Below are 15,801 nucleotides of genomic sequence, written 5' to 3'. Positions count from 1 at the left end.
ACGCCGACCCGCACCCCGGCCTGCCCCCAAGGGTGCGCCGGGAGCCGGCCCGCCACGGCCTCGAATCACAACCGGTGGTTGTGAGGGTCGGTGTGTCGATTGTTGGACAGCGCGGCCGCCTCTGGGGTCGAATGCTCGCGCCGCAAGAGGTCCACAACCGTGAGGAGCGCGAGGCCGGTGAGGTCGTTCGTCCACCTGCATGTGCACACCGAGTATTCGATGCTCGACGGCGCCGCTAAGGTCGGCCCGCTCATGGACGAGGTGTCGGGCCAGGGGATGCCGGCCGTGGCGATGAGCGACCACGGTAACGTGCACGGGGCGTACGAGTTCTACCACTCGGCGGTCCGGGCGGGCGTCAAGCCGATCATCGGTGTCGAGGCGTACGTCGCCCCGGCCTCGCGGCACCACCGGCAGCCGGTGTTCTGGAGCGACAACCTCGCGTTGCGCAGGTCCAACGACGACACCGGTGAGGGCGGTGACGTCTCCGGGCGCGGGCTCTACACCCACATGACGATGTGGGCGGCCGACGCCCGTGGTCTGCGGAACCTGTTCCGGCTCCAGTCGCGGGCCTGGCTGGAAGGGCACGTCCAGAAATATCCGCGCATGGACGATGAGCTGTTCGCCGAGCACGGGCAGGGCATCATCGCCACGACCGGCTGCCCGTCGGGGGAGGTGCAGACCAGGCTGCGGCTCGGCCAGTACGACCGGGCCATCGAGGCCGCCGCCAGATATCAGGACATCTTCGGCAAGGAGAGCTACTTCCTCGAGCTCATGGACCACGGCATCGCCATCGAGAGCCGGGTCCGCGACGAACTCCTGAAGATCGGCAAGGAGCTCGGGCTGCCGCCCCTGGCCACCAACGACTCCCACTACGTGACAGCGTCCCAGGCCCAGGCGCACGACGCGCTGCTGTGCATCGGCACCGGCAAGCGGCTCGCCGACGCCGACCGGTTCCGGTTCAGCGGCAGCGGCTACTACGTCAAGTCCGCGCAGGAGATGCGCGCGCTCTGGGACGCCGAGGTCCCCGGCGCGTGCGACAACACGCTGCTGGTGGCCGAGCGGGTCGGTGATTACGGCGAGGTGTTCTCCCACCGGGACCTGATGCCGCGGTTCGCCGTTCCCGAGGGCGAGACCGAGTCCACCTGGCTGCGCAAGGAGGCGCTGCGGGGCGCGCGCCGCCGATACGGGGGCGAGCCGCCCAGGGAGGTCCTGGACCGCATCGACTACGAGCTGTCCGTCATCGACACCATGGGCTTCCCCGGCTACTTCCTCGTGGTCTCCGACATCTGCCGGTACGCCAGGGAGAACGGCATCGGCCTCGGCCCCGGCCGCGGATCCGCCACCGGATCGGTGGTCTCCTACTGCACGGGCATCACCGAACTCGACCCGATCGAGCACAAGCTGATCTTCGAACGCTTCCTCAACCCCGAACGCATCACCATGCCGGACGTCGATCTCGACTTCGACGACCGGCGACGCGACGAGATGATCGACTACGTCACCCGGAAGTACGGCGACGACCGCGTCTGCCAGATCGTCACGTTCGGCACGATCAAGGCCAAGGCCGCGGTCAAGGACTCCTGCCGGGTGCTGGGCTTCCCGTACGCCCTCGGCGACCGGATCAGCAAGGCGTTCCCCGCGGCGGCCGGAGGCAAGGAGATCCCGCTCGCCGCCATCCACGACGAGCGGCACCCCCGGTACGGCGAGGCGGCCGAGCTGCGGCGGATGTACGAGGAGGAACCCGACGTCAAACAGGTGATCGACACCGCGGTCGGGGTCGAAGGGCTCACCCGGGGCACCGGAATCCACGCCGCGGGCGTGATCCTCTCCTCCGAGCCGCTGATCGACGTGCTGCCGCTGGTCAAGCCGAAGGCGGGCGGCCCGATCGTCACCGGCTTCCCCTTCACCCAGGCCGAGGACATGGGCCTGCTGAAGATGGACTTCCTCGGCCTGCGCAACCTGACCGTCATCGGCGACGCCATCGCGGGCGTCCGCGCCAACAAGGGCGTCGACATCGACATCCTGGAGGTTCCGCTCGACGACACCACGACCTACGAACTGCTGGCACGCGGTGACACGCTCGGGGTCTTCCAGCTGGACAGCGGCGGCATGCGGGTGCTGCTGAAACTCATGCAGCCCACCACGTTCACCGACATCGCCGCGGTGAACGCGCTGTACCGGCCCGGCCCGATGGAGATGAACGCCCACACCAACTACGCGCTGCGCAAGACCGGCAAGCAGCCGGTCGAGCCGATCCACCCCGAACTGGAGGAGGCGCTGGAGCCGATCCTGGGCGACACCTACCACCTGGTCGTCTTCCAGGAGCAGGTCATGGCCATCGCCCAGCAGCTCGCCGGGTACTCCCTCGGGGCCGCCGACATGCTGCGCAGGGCCATGGGCAAGAAGAAGAAGGAGGTGCTGGACGCCGAGTGGGACCGGTTCTCGGCGGGCATGCGCGAGCGCGGCTGCTCCGAGGAGGCGATCAAGGCCGTCTGGGACGTCCTGGTCCCGTTCAGCGGCTACGGCTTCAACAAGTCGCACACCGCCGGGTACGGGCTGGTCTCGTACTGGACCGCCTACCTCAAGGCCAACCACCCTCACGAGTACCTGGCCGCGCTCCTCACCTCGGTACGGGACGACAAGGACAAGATGGCCGTCTACCTGTCGGACTGCCGCCGCCTGGGCATCAGGGTGCTGCCCCCCGACGTCAACGCGAGCCGGCTGGACTTCGCCGCGGTCGGCACGGACGTCCGCTTCGGCCTGGGCGCGGTGCGCAACGTCGGATCGAACGTCGTCGACGCGATCACCGGCACCCGGGAGGAGAAGGGCGCCTACACCGACTTCAACGACTTCCTGGGCAAGGTCCCGTCGGTCGTCTGCAACAAGCGCGTCATCGAGTCGCTGGCCAAGGCCGGCGCGTTCGACAGCCTGGGGCATCACCGCAAGGCGCTGGTCGCCGTGCACGAGCAGGCCATCGACGCGGTCGTCGACGTCAAGCGGAACGAGGCCCACGGCCAGGACTCGCTCTTCGGCGAGGCGGGCGACCGCGGCGCCTTCTCGGTCGCGATCCCGGACGGCGAGTGGGACAGCGCCACCCTGCTCGCCTTCGAACGGGAGATGCTCGGCCTGTACGTCTCCAGCCACCCGCTCGACGGCGCCGAGCGGATCCTGGACGCCCATCGCGACACCACGATCGCCGGCCTCCTCGCCTCCGGCCGGCAGGAGGGCGTGGTGCGGGTCAGCGGGATCGTCTCGGGGCTGCAACGCAAGGTCACCAAGCAGGGCGACCAGTGGGCGATCGTCACCCTCGAAGACCATGACGCCGCCGTGGAGTGCCTGATCTTCCCCAAGAGCTACGCCCTGCACGGCGAGGTGCTGGCCGAGGATCGGGTGCTGTCCGTCCGGGGGCGGATCAACGTGCGCGACGAGAGCTTGAGCGTGTACGGGGAGGAGATCACCCTTCTGGACACCTCCGAGACCGCCACCGAGCCGCCCGTGGTCATCTCGGTGCCGGAGTCCCGCCTGAACCCGCGGCTCGTCCGGGAGTTCAGGCACATCCTGGCCGCCCATCCCGGGCAGGTGCCCGTCCACCTGCGGGTGCGGCGCCCCGGCGGCAAGAGTCTGCTGCTGAACCTCGAACGGTTCCGGGTCAACCCGGAGCCGGCGTTCTACGGCGACGTCAAGTGCCTGCTGGGCGTCGCCGCGATCGGCCGGGCATGACCTCGGACCGGGCGTGCCCGCGTTGCCACGGCGGCGACGTCCTCGCCGTCCTGCGGGTCCCGCACGGCTGGACGACCGCCCGCGGAAACCAGGTCCAGGGCAGCGCCGAGGTCCTCCTGTGTGCCCGCTGCGACGCCGACGGCCCCGTCACCGGCCCGATCGTCGCCTACTTCGCCGTCCACGAGCTGGTGAGCCCCGAGACGCTGGACGAGCTCGCATCCCTCCTGCGCGACTGGATCGACCGGGCGAAACCGCCGGAACTCGACGAGAACGCGCTGGCAGCCGAGGTGGAAGCCTGGTACCGCGGCGACCTGTGACCGGGGACGCCGCGACCGCATCGGTCAGCTGACGTCGAGTTCGGCGTACATGCCCGCCGTGTAGTGGCCGGGGAAGTTGCACACCAGTTCGAAGCGGCCAGCAGGCAGGTTCAGCGTCACCCAGCTCATCGAGCCCGGCGCGATGCCCCCGCCGGCGCCTGCCGCGCAGTTGTGCGCCGCCTCGCCCAGGCTGCCCGCCTCGCTGACGCGCTGGCCGGACGTCGCCGCCCGCTTCCCGACGGCCTGCCCTGCCGGAAGCGGCAGGACGATGACCTCGTGCGCGAGCGTCCCCTTGTTGGACACCCGCAGCGACACGGTTCCCGCCGGAACCTTGGCCGGCGCGACCTTCAGCCACATCTGCGCGCCCTGCGGCGACCCGGGGCCCGCCGAGTCGCCCGCGGTCACGTCCACCACGTGGCCCGCCAGCGGTGGCGCGGTGCACTCCTGCCGGAGCTGCGCCCCCGTCGCCGGTGTCGCTCCCGCGGCCATCGGATGACCGACGGCGACCGCGGTGAGCAACGCCGCCCCCATCGTTCCCGCGAGCCGTACCTTGTGCAGCCGCATCAGGCTCACCCCCCGCACGTGCAAGTCGTGCCCCTGCTCGCCCTCGGCGAGCGTCCCTCTCTCTTCAGAGTACGAGTCCCGATCGGCCGGGTCACGTCTGCGTCGTGGGCAGCACGACGATCTGGCGCAGGTTGACGTGCGGCGCCCGGCTCGTCACGTAGCCGACCAGGTCCGCGATCTCCTCCGCTGACAACGAGCCGAGCCCGGACACCATCTGGCCCAGCTGGTCGCGCAGCTCGGCGTTGTCGATGTGATCGCCCAGTTCGGTGCTCGTCAGGCCGGGCTCGAGGTTCGTCACGCGCACGTTCCTCGGGCCGAGCTCGGCCCGCAGGACGGCGGACAGCTGCGTCAGCGCGGCCTTCGTCGCGCCGTACACCGCGTAGTCCGGGAAGACGACGTGCGCGCCGATCGAGGAGATGTTGACCAAGTCGGCGGCGCGGCCCGCCTCGGCGGACGCCACCAGGTCCGGGACGAACGCCCGGATGACCCGCAGGGCGCCGGTCAGGTTCGTGTCGATCATGCGCTGCCACTCGTCGGCCCGGCCGTCGAGGACCGGGTTGGGCAGCATCACCCCGGCCCCGTTTACGACCAGGTCGACCGGCCCGTACTCGGCGTGGACGCGGTCCGCCGCGGCCTTGACCGCGCTGTCGTCGGTCACGTCGACCGCCACCGGGAGAGCCCGGCCGCCGGCTGCGGTGATCTTGGCGGCGAGTTCGGCGAGCCGGTCCGCCCGGCGGGACAGGAGCGTGACGCGGACGCCGGAACCGGCGAGCAGGGTGGCGATGGCCGCGCCCATCCCGCTGGCGGCTCCGGTGACGACGGCGGTGCGGTTGCTGAGGTTGTCGTAGAACGTCATGGCTCCACCCTGCGGCGAGCCGGGCAGCTTACCCAGAGCACTGTCTTTCCCTAGGTGTGCCAGTACCAGGATGACCAGCCAGAAATGCGGCATGCTGGACAGATGGATCAGGACCTTGGCGACTTCCTCCGCTCGCGGCGCGCCCGTATCCAGCCCGAAGACGTGGGCCTGCCCGCCGGCGGTCGGCGGCGGGTGCCCGGCCTGCGCCGCGAGGAGCTCGCCCAGCTCGCCGGGGTCAGCGTCGACTACTACGTGCGTCTGGAGCAGGGCCGCAGCCCGAACGTGTCCGACGCCGTCCTGGACGCGATCGCCCGCGCGCTACGGCTCGACGAGACCGAGAACGCCCATCTGCGCAACCTCGTCCGGCCGGCCAGGACGGCCCGCAGGGCGCAGCGGCCCCAGCAGGTCCGGCCGGGGGTGCTGCGGATGCTGGAGATGATGGACGACGTGCCCGCCTTCGTCCTGGGACGCCGGATGGACATCCTGGCCTGGAACCCGCTCGCCGACGCCGTGACCGGTTTCTCGGCCCTGGACAGGCACAACGCGGCGTGGCACACGTTCCTGCACCCCGGTGCCCGCGAGCTGTATCCGGAGTGGCCGGCCGTCGCCGCCGAGACCGTCGCCTACCTGCACCTCGACGCCGGGCGGCACCCGGACGACCCGCAGCTCGCCGCGCTCGTCGGCGAACTGTCGATGAAGAGCGAGCCGTTCCGCCGGTTGTGGCCCCGCCAGGACGTCAAGGACAAGGCCCACGGCAGAAAGCTGATCCGGCACCCGATCGTGGGCGATCTCGAACTCCGCTACGAGACCTTCGCCGTGCCCGGCGGCGAGAGCCAGCTGCTCGTCGCCTACACCGTGGCGGCGGGCTCGCCGTCGGAGGAGCGGCTGCGCCTGCTCGCCAGCTGGCAGGCGTCCGAGCCGCCCGCCGACGTCCGCGCGCCGGAGCCCCGGTCCCGCTAGAGGTCCCCCTGCAGCTCGACGGCGATGGCCGCGAACTCCTGGATCAGGGGGGCGGTGGCGGCCGGCATCTGCGGCGCCATGGAGTCACTGACCCGTGCGCATGACCGTGGACGGCGGCTCCGTCCTCGTCTGACCGCCGCCTCCGGGCCGTAGCGCGGGGAGGGCGGCGCGTCCTTGTTCGGGGCTTCGAGCCGCACGGTCAGGCCCTCGCGCCTGGGATGCACCACGGGCCTGGCCGTGCGGCGGTACACGTCCCTCGCCAGCGCGAGCCCGTGCGGGCCGCGTGCCAGGAATGTAACTCCGTCGCGGGCCCTCCAGCGGCGGGCGGGTAGAGAAATATCCCACCTGGGGTTGATTTGTTCCACCATTAGGTAGAAAAAGCACCCTCGGCGCGTGTGGTGGTCGCCGCTGGGTAGGGCCCTGCACGGCGAGTGACCGGGCCGCCGCGCCGTTGGCACGTGCCATGTCCCGGCTGGGCTCGCCGGACGCTCCGGCGAGCCCGGCAAACCCGGCGACTCCGGAGCGTAGGCGACTGATTTCACTTCGATCACATTACTTGACTCATGGTCCAATAATTCGCCAGGCTCTCCTCCTGGATCGGGGCGTGACAGACGAACCGGGAGCCTGGCTATGGCAAGAGCGCGACGTCTCGCAGTGGCTGGAGCGGTGGCGGCCTTCGTAGTGGGAGGCGTGAGCATGGCGGCGGGCATCGGCACCGCGTCCGCCCAGAGCGCCGAGCGGACACCGAACGCGGTGGCCACCTGCCTGCTGCCCCTCCTGCCCTGCGAGGATCCGACGGCCCTGCTGCCCGACCTGCCAGAGCTGCCCGCGTTGCCCATCCCGAACCCGCTCGACCACCGGTCGAACGCCCCCGCGCCGGACGACTCGCCCCCGTCCGACCCCGCCGACGGTGAGCCCCGGCGGGATGCGGAACCCGAGCACCCGTGGAAGCCGGTCGACGAGGACGAGCGCCGGGTCCCGAACGGGCACCCCGAGACCGGCGGCGGCGGGCTCGCGCCCGGCGAGGCCGTGTGGCCGTTCACTGTGGGCGGCGCCGCGCTGCTCGCCGGAGCCGGGCTGACCGGGGTCGCGCTGCGGCGTCGCAAGGGCGCGTAGGTGAGCCGGGCGCCAGGTCAGACGCTGATCTGGGCGGGCGCGGGCGCGGTCTCGCTGGCCGGGATCGCGCTGATCGGGCTCGGCGTCAGCGGCATGCTCACCGGCGGCGAGGACACGGCGGAGCCGGTCGCCGTCGTCACACGCGCCCCCGCCAACGGCGTCCCCTTGCTGGACGTGCCGCTCACCGTGCCGCTCAGCAAGGTCGCCGCGCCGATGCGGGCCGCCAAGCCCGCCGCGGTCTACATCCCGTCGATCGGCGTGTCGGCGCCCCTCATGGAGCTGGGCCTGGACGCGAAGGGCGCGATCCAGAACCCGCCGTTCGACCCGCCGAACCTCGCCGGCTGGTACCGCTACGGCGCCGTCCCCGGACAGCGGGGTGCCGCCGTGATCACCGGCCACCTCGACACCAGGAACGGCCCCGCCGTCTTCGCCGGGCTGAAGAACGTCAAGCGCGGCGACCAGGTGCAGGTGCTGCGGGCGGACCGCTCCGTGGCCGTCTTCGTGGTCGACAGGGTCGAGCACACCCCCAAGAGGTCCTTCCCGGCCGCCAAGGTGTACGGCGACCTGTCCTACCCGGGGCTCCGCCTGGTGACCTGCGGCGGCGCCTTCGACCGGCAGGCGCACAGCTACAAGGACAACACGATCGTCTTCGCCCACCTGGCCGCGCCGTACTACCCGAAGAGCTGATCAGGGGGCGCACGGCAGCCCGAGCGCGCGCTCGGCGATGCTGTTCAGCACGTCGCGTCCGGCCCGCGACGGCGATGCCGACACCGGCCCGGGCGCGGCCTGCGCCGGGGGAGTCGGTTCCTCGCGTCCGGCCGGTGTCGGCACCGGTGTCGCGGGTGGGGCGTCGCCTGTCGCGGAGGTGGCCGGTGTTCCTGGTGTGGTCAGGAGTCGCCGAACTCCAGGTGGAGGGCCTTGGTGAAGTCGGCGATGGCCTGCTCGTGCCGCTCCGTCTCCTGGAGGATCTCGCCGCGGACCCGGTACGCCCAGACGTACTCCTCGTCGAGCTGGATCGCCCTGCCGAGGTCCTTGAGCGCCGCCTCGTTGTCGCCCAGCTCGCTCAGGACCGCCCCCCGGCTGCCCAGGGCGCGGTCGTTCTCCGGGTCCAGTTCCAGGGCGCGGTTGAGGTCGGTCAGCGCCTCCTCGTACCGGTCGATCATGCGCAGCGCCTCCCCGCGCCTGCTGAACGCGCGGGCGTACTCCGGGTCCGCCTCCATGGCCCGGGTGTAGTCGTCGATGGCCTCGGAGTACAGCTGCATGCGCTGGTACAGGTCGGCCCTGGCCAGCCACGAGTACGCCTGGCTCTCGTCCAGCGCGATGATCTTGGCGTGCTCCGCGAGGGCGTCGTCCAGGCGGCCGAGGTCCGCCAGCGCGTCCGCCTTGGCCTCCAGGATCCACGGCGACTCCGGCGACAGCGTGAGGGCGTGCTCGAAGTCGGCCATGGCCTCGTCCAGGCGGCCGAGCGCGGCGTAGGCCTGCCCGCGGGAGCCCAGCGCGTACGAGCTGTCAGGCTCCAGCCTGAGCGACTCGTCGAAGTCCGTCACTGCGGCCTCGTGGCGGTCGATCAGCCGGTGGCTCTCGCCCCGCAGCCGCCAGGCTCGGGCATTGTCCGGCGCCAGCGCGATCGACTCGGTAAGGTCGGCGATGGCCGCGTCGTGCCTCGCCAGGGCGATGTACGATTCGGCCCGACTGCGCAGCACCGAGGCCCGTGACTGGGCCGCCGCCTCCGACAGTTCGGGCCTGTCGTCGGTGCTGTTGATGATCCCCTCGCTCATGAGGGGCAATCTATCGAACTAAATCTGGATAATGGCTGCCTTTTCGCGGGTGTATTCCAGCACCGCGTCGTGTCCGTAACCACTGTCCTTGACGCCGCCGAACGGCAGCCCGGGAGGCATCTGGCGGAAGGTGTTCACCCAGACCGTCCCGCTCTGCAGATCCCGGACGAAGCGGTGGGCACGTCCCAGATCGCGCGTCCAGACACCCGCGGCGAGCCCGTACGCGGAGTCGTTGGCGATCCGCAGCGCCTCTTCGTCCGTGTCGAAGGGGATCGCCACCGCGACGGGGCCGAAGATCTCCTCCTGGCAGACGCGCAGCGCGTTGTCGGTGGTCGTGTAGAGGGTGGGGGAGACCCAGTAGCCGCCGGGCAGCCCCGGCACGACGTCGGCGCCCGTCCGGCCGCCGAACACCAGGTCGGCGCCCTCTTTCTCGGCGATCCGCAGGTACGAGGCGACCCGGTCGTACTGCGCCGCCGACACGATCGGCCCCATGGTGGTCGCCAGGTCGAGCGGGTCGCCGAGGACCAGGCTCTGCGCGATCCGCTGGGTGCGGTCGAGCATCTCGTCCCAGATGGACCGGTGGACGAGGATGCGCGAGCCCGCCACGCAGACCTGCCCCGCGTTGCCGGTGAAGACGGAGTTCACGGTGATGCCCTGGGCGGCGGCGTCCAGGTCGGCGTCGGGGAAGACGATGTTCGGGGACTTGCCGCCCAGCTCGAACGTCAGCGGCTTGAGCGCGTCGGCCGAGGCGCGGGTGATGGCCTGGCCGGTCTCCGTCGAGCCGGTGAGGCTGATCTTGTTGACCCCGCGGTGCCGGACGAGGGCGTCCCCCACCTCCTCGCCCAGGCCCGAGACGATGTTGAGGACGCCGGGCGGGAAGACGTCCGCCAGCAGTTCGCCGAGCCGCAGCACCGACGCGCTCGCCTGCTCGGCGGGTTTGACGATCACGGTGTTGCCCGCCGCCAGGGCGTAGGCGGCCTTGGCGGAGAAGGTGGAGATGGGGGAGTTCCACGGGATGATGCAGACGGCCACGCCGTACGGCTCGCGCCGGGTGAGGCCGAGCGCGTCGGGGCCCAGGATGACGGTGTCGCCCTTGACGGCGTCCAGGCACTGACCGGCGGCGAGCTGCCACAGGTACGTCATGCCCGGCAGGTCCTTGTGCAGGGTGTCGCGCAGGATCCGGCCGTTGTCGCGAGTCTCCAGGCGGGCCAGTTCGTCGGCGTGCTCGGCGAACAGCTCCGACACCTTGCGCAGGTAGTGCGCGCGGCTCAGCGCGGGCAGGGCCGACCAGCGGGGGAACGCCCGGCGGGCCGCCTCGACGGCCGCGGCGGCGTCCGCCCGGCCGCCGGCCGGGATGGTGGCCCACGTCTCGCCGGTGGCGGGGTTGACCGAGTCCAGGGTCCTGCCGTCGGCGGCGGGGACGAGCTCGCCGCCGATCAGGTTGCGGTAGTCAGGCACGTGACCAAGCATATGCTTGCTTGCTTAAGTGGGCCAGGGGTGCCGTTGACGCCCGACACTCGCCCGAAGTCCGGGGGCAGTGGGCTGCTTGTCTCCGTCTCGGGAGGCGGTGGGAGGCTGATGCCTCTTGAGAAGCAGCGGGGCGCCGGCGGCCCGGGGCGAGATGGGGCGGCCGTCTCCCTGTGGAGTGGGTGACCCGGTGGGGGCGGTGGCGCCTAAGATCGAGGGCATGGAACTGGTTCCCGGAGTGCACGTCGCCGTCACCGACCGCAACGGCGGGGTCAGCGTCGCGCCCTACGGCACCAGGAACCTCGGCGGGCTGGTCGGCGATGCCCCGGCCGCCGTGCGGGCGAACCGCGCGGGCGTCGCGGCCGAGCTGGGCGTGCGGGGCGTGGTGTTCATGCGGCAGGTCCACGGCGCCGACGTCGCGTACGTGAGCGAGCCGTTCGGCGACGACGCGCCGCCGCTCGACGGCGTCTTCACCGGCGAGCCCCGGCTGGCGCTGGCCTCGCTCGGGGCCGACTGCCCGGCCGTGCTCGTCGCCGACCCCGGCGCGCGCCTGGTGGGCGCCGCCCACTCGGGCAGGCCCGGCACCGAGGCCGCGGTCGCCACCGCGCTGGTCGAGGCCATGGCCGGCAAGGGCGCCTCACCCGGTCGGATGGTGGCGCTGATCGGCCCCGGAGCGTGCGGGCGCTGCTACGAGGTGCCCGCCGACCTGCGGGAGCGTGTCGCGTCCAAGGTGCCGGAGACCCGGTCGGAAACCTCCTGGGGCACCCCCGCACTCGACCTGCGGGCAGGTATCGAGGCCCAGCTTCGCGCGGCCGGCCTCACCGACGTCCGCCACGACGCCCGCTGCACGATAGAGTCGCCGGAGCTGTACTCGCACCGCCGCGAGCAGCCGGGCGGCCGTTTCGCCGGCCTCATCTGGCTCGCCTGACCGGCGACGCATCCGACCTGGCCACCCGACCGGCGAGGCGTCTGACCTGGCAGCCCGATCGGCAATGCATCCGAGCAGGCCGCCCGACCGGCGATGCGGCCGGTGCCGGGTGCCTGGCTAGCGGCGCGAGAAGATCAGGTTGACCAGGGCGATCCCGGCCCACACCAGGAAGAGAGCTCCACTCTGGCTGTTCGTGACGACGATCGCGACCGTTGCGAGCGTGCCCAGGGCGAGCGAGACGATGGCCAGGGCCAGGCGCTGGCCATCGTTGCCGGCGTGCTTCTTGCCTTTGACGGCGACCAGGCGCTCGTCGACCCGGCGGTCGACCTCCTTGCCCATCTTGTCGAGGAAGGAGTCGACGATCGCGTCTTCGAACTCGGGGCCGAGGTCGCGACGCGCGGACACCGCCGCCCGCAGCTCATCACCGGTGCTCATATGCCGAGATATTGCGGCATATGAGGGCTATCGGGCAAGGATGTCGTCGAGGTTGTACGAAATGGGCCGCTCCAACTGCTCGTACGTGCACGACTCGGGGGTGCGGTCGGGACGCCAGCGACGCCACTGGGCGGTGTGACGGAAGCGGTCGCCCTCCATCTGGTCGTACGCCACCTCGATCACCAGCTCGGGCCTGAGCGGGATGAACGACAGGTCCTTCTTGGCGTTCCACCGCGAGATCGCCCCCGGCACCCGCTGGCCGCCCGTGGCCGGGCCCGCCGTGGGCTGGCCGATGGTGCTCGCGGCCTGCTCGGCCCAGTGGCCCCACGGGTGCTCGGCGAGGTCGGCGACGTACGGTTTGAGCTCCTCGACCAACTCGGCCCTGCGCGCCATCGGGAACGAGGCCGCCACCCCCACGTGGTGCAGCCTGCCGTCGGAGCCGTAGAGGCCGAGCAGGATCGAGCCGATGATGGGGCCCGTCTTGTGCTCGCGGTACCCGGCGACCACCACGTCGGCGGTGCGCTCGTGCTTGACCTTGAACATCGTCCGCTTGTCGGGGATGTACGGCTGGTCGCCCGGTTTGACGATGATGCCGTCGAGCCCGGCGCCCTCGAACATCTCGAACCACTCGGCGGCCTGCTCGTCGTTGGTCGTCACCGGGGTCAGCCGGACGGACTGCCCCTTCTCCGGAAAGATCCCTTCCAGCCGGGCACGGCGCTCGGCGAACGGCCTGTCCATGAGCGACTCGTCGCCGAGCGCGAGCAGGTCGAAGGCGACGAACGAGGCCGGGGTCGTCTCCGACAGCATCTTGACCCGCGAGGCCGCCGGATGGATCCGCTGCTGGAGCGTGTCGAAGTCGAGCTGGCTGCCCTGCGGCAGGACGATCTCGCCGTCGACCACGCAGCGCTCGGGCAGCTCTCGCCTGACGGCCTCGACCAGCTCGGGGAAGTACCGGGTGAACGGCCGCTCGTTGCGGCTGCCCAGGAAGACCTCGTCGCCGTCGCGGAAGACGATGCAGCGGAAGCCGTCCCACTTCGGCTCGTAGAACAGCGTTCCGTTCTGCTTGGGCATCGCCTTGACCGCCTTGGCCAGCATCGGCGGCACCGGCGGCCGGACGGGCAGGTTCGGCACCGGCTCGGGAACCGCCTCGCCGGCGGGCAGTTTGGGCTCAGTCATGGCTCGACTCCCTCGTGTATGCGCAGAAGAGGACCCCCTCCTCCTCAAGAACCTGGCGGAGGCCGAGCCGCACCTGGGCCGCCTCGCCGTTCAGAATGCGCGCCGCCCCGCCGCCGACCAGTTGCGGGCTCATCGTCAGGCACAGCTCGTCGATCAGGCCGGACGCGGCGAGCTGCGCGTTGATCCGCGGGCCGCCCTCGCACAGCACCTTGGTCAGCCCCCGCTCGTGCAGCTCGCGCACGGCCAGCTTCAGATCCACCTGGTCGCCTCCGGCCACGATGACGTCGGCGACCTCGGCCGCGGCGGCGCGGCGGTCGGCGGGGGCGCCCTCGCAGGTGACCACGATGGTGCGGGCGGTGGCGTCGGTGAACAGCGGGCCGCCCAGGTCGAGGTCGAGCCTGCGGGTGACCACCGCGATCGGCGGCACCGGCTGCCGCCCGGCCCGGATCACCTTCCACGACTCGCGCGGCGCGACCGGGCCGTACCCCTCGGTGCGCACGGTGGCCGCGCCCGCCATCACGACGTCGGCCAGGCCGCGCAGCACCGCGAAGATCCGCCGGTCACCCTTGCTGGACAGCCCTCTCGACAGCCCTTTCAACCACGCGGCCCCGTCGGCGCTGGAGACCATGTTGACCCGGAGCCAGGGCCGCCCGGCAGGGTAGGCGTAGGCCTGTTCGATGTCCGGATTGTCTTGGATGTCGGGATGGATGCGACGCACTCCTCTACCTTGGCACACGCCTCCGACAAACCTGCCCCGCCCCGTCCGGTGAAGTGCGTCAGCGAGGCTGTGAACGATAGATGGCCTCTGGGGGCGATAGGTGGCCAATCTGAGAGCGCTAGTTGGCCTCGGGTGTTGAGCCGTTGATCGAGGGTGGCGTGTGTGTGGCGCGGTGGTGCTGCCGGTAGGGCGTCCGGGTCCGGCTTGGCTGGGTTTTGGTGGATTGGCATGTGTGACGAATGATCTTCGCGTAGACATTGAGGACGTCGTTGTGGTCCCCGGACGTGTACTCAAAGATTGAGGGAGGACGGTATGGAGGCATCGGAAGTCCGTCGCGTAGTCGAGACCGCGGGGACGACTGCTTCTGCGCTGGGCCTTCAGGTCGACGATGCGGTCGTCATCAACAACTCGGACCGCATCGCGTTGCGCCTGGTCCCTTGCGATGTTCTTGTTCGGGTCGCACCCTCGGCGCATCGAGCCGGCTCGGAGTTCGAAGTAGAGGTTGCCCGCCGTCTCGCCGAAGTCGATGGGCCGGTGGCTGAGCTTGAGCCTCGGGCCGAACCCAGAGTCTATTTGCGTGATGACTTCGCCATCTCGTTCTGGACCTACTACGAACCTGTGGGATCAGAGATCGCGCCGGCCCACTATGCAGACGCGCTTATGCGGCACCACGCCGCCCTGCGCCAGGTCGATCTGGGGGCACCACACGTCACCGAGCGAGTCGCCGGCGCGCTGAGAGAGGTGGTCGACCAAGAGAAGACTCCAGCGCTGCTCGGTCCCGACCGGGAACTCCTCAGCAACACGCTTAGTAGCCTGAGCACCGCGATTGGCAGCGGGGAAGCCGGCGAGCAGTTGTTGCACGGCGAGCCGCATCCGGGCAACCTGCTCAAGACGAGGAGAGGGCCTCTCTTCGTGGACCTCGCGACGTGCTGCCGTGGGCCGATCGAGTTTGACCTCGCCCATGCCCCCGAAGAGGTTGGAGAGTACTATCCGGGGGCTGATCACGACCTGATTCACCAGTGCCGCGCCGTGATGTGGGCGTTGTTCGCGACCTGGCGCTGGCGCCGCGACGACCAGTTTCCCGACAGGCAGTACTGGAGAGCGGAGGGGCTCAACCGGGTTCGAGGTGCACTCGATCGCTGCTGACCGGGCTGGGCTTGCCCGCAGGAGGGCAACCATCGGCTCCAGGACCTCGATCGTGGCCTCGGGCGTGATGGCGTCGTCGCTGTGATCAAGCCAGATGACGATCTCCGTTTCTTCGCGGAATCGGTGGTACGCCGGGCGTGTGCGTAACGTGGCGGCGGGGAATCGGGAACTCCAGTGGAGCCATCGGCGGTGCGCGCACCCTGAGGACTTTCAAGGAGGAACGGTGGGGCTGGTCGCTGCCGGGACATGGATGATCACCGCGCTGGCCGGCGTCTACCTGTTCTGGCGCTGGCTGTCGGGCGGAGGGCTGCGGCGGCAGGCGTCCAAGGTCACGCCCTTCCCGTTGACGCTGGTCTTCTCCCACCCGGCGCTCGCGGTGTCTGCGCTGGCGTGCTGGGTGGGGTACCTGCTCACGGGGCAGCGGGCGCTGGCCTGGACGGCCTTCGGGGTGCTGGCGGCGGCGGCGCTGCTGGGGTTCGCGATGTTCACCCGCTGGCTGGGCGGCGGACGGCACGCCAGGTCGGGCGGCTTCCCCGTCCTGGCCGTGGCCCTGCACGGCGTCGCGGGCGTGACCACGTTCGTGCTGGTGCTGCTCGTCGCCAGCGTCTTCTAGGGGGTCT

The 15,801-nt window shown here is 70.8% G+C and carries 17 protein-coding genes; 8 read left to right on the top strand and 9 right to left on the bottom strand.

The features are described 5' to 3' along the window. Positions 1–177 precede the first annotated feature (177 nt). The gene (gene dnaE, locus ABZ297_RS19405; RefSeq protein ID WP_355347591.1) at positions 178–3,720 is read left to right on the top strand and encodes a DNA polymerase III subunit alpha; all 3,543 of its coding nucleotides are present in this window, start codon (positions 178–180) and stop codon (positions 3,718–3,720) included. Further along, positions 3,717–4,037 carry a DUF6300 family protein gene (locus ABZ297_RS19400; RefSeq protein ID WP_355347588.1) on the top strand — a complete coding sequence of 107 codons (321 nt, stop codon included), beginning with the start codon at positions 3,717–3,719 and terminating at the stop codon, positions 4,035–4,037. The genes dnaE and ABZ297_RS19400 overlap by 4 nt, the downstream gene beginning before the upstream one ends. A 24-nt stretch (positions 4,038–4,061) precedes the next feature. Here ABZ297_RS19400 and ABZ297_RS19395 read toward each other — a convergent pair whose 3' ends face one another. Then, positions 4,062–4,601, bottom strand: coding sequence for a sulfocyanin-like copper-binding protein (locus tag ABZ297_RS19395; protein ID WP_355347585.1), 540 nt, complete (start codon positions 4,599–4,601; stop codon positions 4,062–4,064). Positions 4,602–4,692: 91 nt separating this feature from the next. Continuing rightward, positions 4,693–5,457, bottom strand: a complete 765-nt coding sequence (locus ABZ297_RS19390; protein ID WP_355347583.1) for an SDR family oxidoreductase — start codon at positions 5,455–5,457, stop codon at positions 4,693–4,695. A 102-nt stretch (positions 5,458–5,559) separates the two neighbouring features. Here ABZ297_RS19390 and ABZ297_RS19385 point away from each other — a divergent pair, with 102 nt between their 5' ends. Beyond that, positions 5,560–6,417, top strand: coding sequence for a helix-turn-helix transcriptional regulator (locus tag ABZ297_RS19385; RefSeq protein ID WP_355347580.1), 858 nt, complete (start codon positions 5,560–5,562; stop codon positions 6,415–6,417). Here the strand turns inward: ABZ297_RS19385 and ABZ297_RS19380 are convergent. Then, complete coding sequence (locus tag ABZ297_RS19380) at positions 6,414–6,785, bottom strand: hypothetical protein (RefSeq protein ID WP_355347577.1); 372 nt, start codon at positions 6,783–6,785, stop codon at positions 6,414–6,416. The genes ABZ297_RS19385 and ABZ297_RS19380 overlap by 4 nt on opposite strands. Positions 6,786–7,083: 298 nt before the next feature. On the opposite strand from ABZ297_RS19380, the gene ABZ297_RS19375 reads away from it, so the two are divergent. After that, positions 7,084–7,533, top strand: coding sequence for a hypothetical protein (locus tag ABZ297_RS19375; protein ID WP_355347574.1), 450 nt, complete (start codon positions 7,084–7,086; stop codon positions 7,531–7,533). Further along, entirely contained in the window at positions 7,534–8,220 is a 687-nt protein-coding gene (locus ABZ297_RS19370; RefSeq protein ID WP_355347571.1) for a class F sortase, read from the top strand. It abuts the gene before it with no gap. Here the strand turns inward: ABZ297_RS19370 and ABZ297_RS19365 are convergent, their stop codons facing one another. The 3 genes from ABZ297_RS19365 to ABZ297_RS19355 are packed head-to-tail and all read right to left on the bottom strand — an operon-like array spanning position 8,221 to position 10,769. Then, positions 8,221–8,364 (bottom strand): hypothetical protein, encoded by a 144-nt coding sequence (locus ABZ297_RS19365; RefSeq protein ID WP_355347568.1) that lies wholly within the window; start codon positions 8,362–8,364, stop codon positions 8,221–8,223. Positions 8,365–8,420: 56 nt separating this feature from the next. Continuing rightward, positions 8,421–9,311 carry a tetratricopeptide repeat protein gene (locus ABZ297_RS19360; protein ID WP_355347565.1) on the bottom strand — a complete coding sequence of 297 codons (891 nt, stop codon included), beginning with the start codon at positions 9,309–9,311 and terminating at the stop codon, positions 8,421–8,423. Between the two features lie 18 nt (positions 9,312–9,329). Beyond that, positions 9,330–10,769: an aldehyde dehydrogenase family protein gene (locus ABZ297_RS19355; RefSeq protein ID WP_355347562.1), complete on the bottom strand. Its 1,440-nt coding sequence runs from the start codon at positions 10,767–10,769 to the stop codon at positions 9,330–9,332. Between the two features lie 229 nt (positions 10,770–10,998). Between ABZ297_RS19355 and ABZ297_RS19350 the strand changes: the two genes are divergently transcribed. Further along, positions 10,999–11,706, top strand: a complete 708-nt coding sequence (locus ABZ297_RS19350; RefSeq protein WP_355347559.1) for a polyphenol oxidase family protein — start codon at positions 10,999–11,001, stop codon at positions 11,704–11,706. A gap of 117 nt (positions 11,707–11,823) precedes the next feature. Here the strand turns inward: ABZ297_RS19350 and ABZ297_RS19345 are convergent, their stop codons facing one another. From ABZ297_RS19345 to ABZ297_RS19335, 3 genes are read right to left on the bottom strand one after another with little or no spacing between them, the layout of a single operon-like run. Further along, positions 11,824–12,141, bottom strand: coding sequence for a hypothetical protein (locus ABZ297_RS19345; RefSeq protein ID WP_355347556.1), 318 nt, complete (start codon positions 12,139–12,141; stop codon positions 11,824–11,826). Positions 12,142–12,168: 27 nt separating this feature from the next. After that, the gene (locus ABZ297_RS19340) at positions 12,169–13,317 is read right to left on the bottom strand and encodes an ATP-dependent DNA ligase (protein ID WP_355347553.1); all 1,149 of its coding nucleotides are present in this window, start codon (positions 13,315–13,317) and stop codon (positions 12,169–12,171) included. Continuing rightward, the gene (locus ABZ297_RS19335; RefSeq protein ID WP_355347550.1) at positions 13,310–14,035 is read right to left on the bottom strand and encodes a pyrimidine reductase family protein; all 726 of its coding nucleotides are present in this window, start codon (positions 14,033–14,035) and stop codon (positions 13,310–13,312) included. The genes ABZ297_RS19340 and ABZ297_RS19335 overlap by 8 nt, the downstream gene beginning before the upstream one ends. 312 nt (positions 14,036–14,347) lie before the next feature. On the opposite strand from ABZ297_RS19335, the gene ABZ297_RS19330 reads away from it, so the two are divergent. Continuing rightward, complete coding sequence (locus ABZ297_RS19330) at positions 14,348–15,181, top strand: phosphotransferase (protein ID WP_355347547.1); 834 nt, start codon at positions 14,348–14,350, stop codon at positions 15,179–15,181. 223 nt (positions 15,182–15,404) lie between these two features. Beyond that, the gene (locus ABZ297_RS19325) at positions 15,405–15,794 is read left to right on the top strand and encodes a hypothetical protein (RefSeq protein WP_355347544.1); all 390 of its coding nucleotides are present in this window, start codon (positions 15,405–15,407) and stop codon (positions 15,792–15,794) included. The last annotated feature ends 7 nt before the right edge of the window (positions 15,795–15,801 follow it).

The organism is Nonomuraea sp. NPDC005983, assembly GCF_040614375.1.
GTDB lineage: Bacteria > Actinomycetota > Actinomycetes > Streptosporangiales > Streptosporangiaceae > Nonomuraea.
The sequence above is the reverse complement of the archived record's forward strand: the minus strand, read 5'-3'. Positions and strand labels throughout refer to the sequence as shown.

What these genes read in the sequence shown, in the direction of transcription:
- ABZ297_RS19380 (WP_355347577.1), bottom strand. Translation starts at nt 6,785, where the DNA reads ATGGTGGAACAAATCAACCCCAGGTGGGATATTTCTCTACCCGCCCGC.
- ABZ297_RS19345 (WP_355347556.1), bottom strand. Translation starts at nt 12,141, where the DNA reads ATGAGCACCGGTGATGAGCTGCGGGCGGCGGTGTCCGCGCGTCGCGAC.
- ABZ297_RS19385 (WP_355347580.1), top strand. Translation starts at nt 5,560, where the DNA reads ATGGATCAGGACCTTGGCGACTTCCTCCGCTCGCGGCGCGCCCGTATC.
- ABZ297_RS19400 (WP_355347588.1), top strand. Translation starts at nt 3,717, where the DNA reads ATGACCTCGGACCGGGCGTGCCCGCGTTGCCACGGCGGCGACGTCCTC.
- ABZ297_RS19330 (WP_355347547.1), top strand. Translation starts at nt 14,348, where the DNA reads ATGGAGGCATCGGAAGTCCGTCGCGTAGTCGAGACCGCGGGGACGACT.
- ABZ297_RS19360 (WP_355347565.1), bottom strand. Translation starts at nt 9,311, where the DNA reads ATGAGCGAGGGGATCATCAACAGCACCGACGACAGGCCCGAACTGTCG.
- ABZ297_RS19395 (WP_355347585.1), bottom strand. Translation starts at nt 4,601, where the DNA reads ATGCGGCTGCACAAGGTACGGCTCGCGGGAACGATGGGGGCGGCGTTG.
- ABZ297_RS19350 (WP_355347559.1), top strand. Translation starts at nt 10,999, where the DNA reads ATGGAACTGGTTCCCGGAGTGCACGTCGCCGTCACCGACCGCAACGGC.
- ABZ297_RS19340 (WP_355347553.1), bottom strand. Translation starts at nt 13,317, where the DNA reads ATGACTGAGCCCAAACTGCCCGCCGGCGAGGCGGTTCCCGAGCCGGTG.
- ABZ297_RS19390 (WP_355347583.1), bottom strand. Translation starts at nt 5,457, where the DNA reads ATGACGTTCTACGACAACCTCAGCAACCGCACCGCCGTCGTCACCGGA.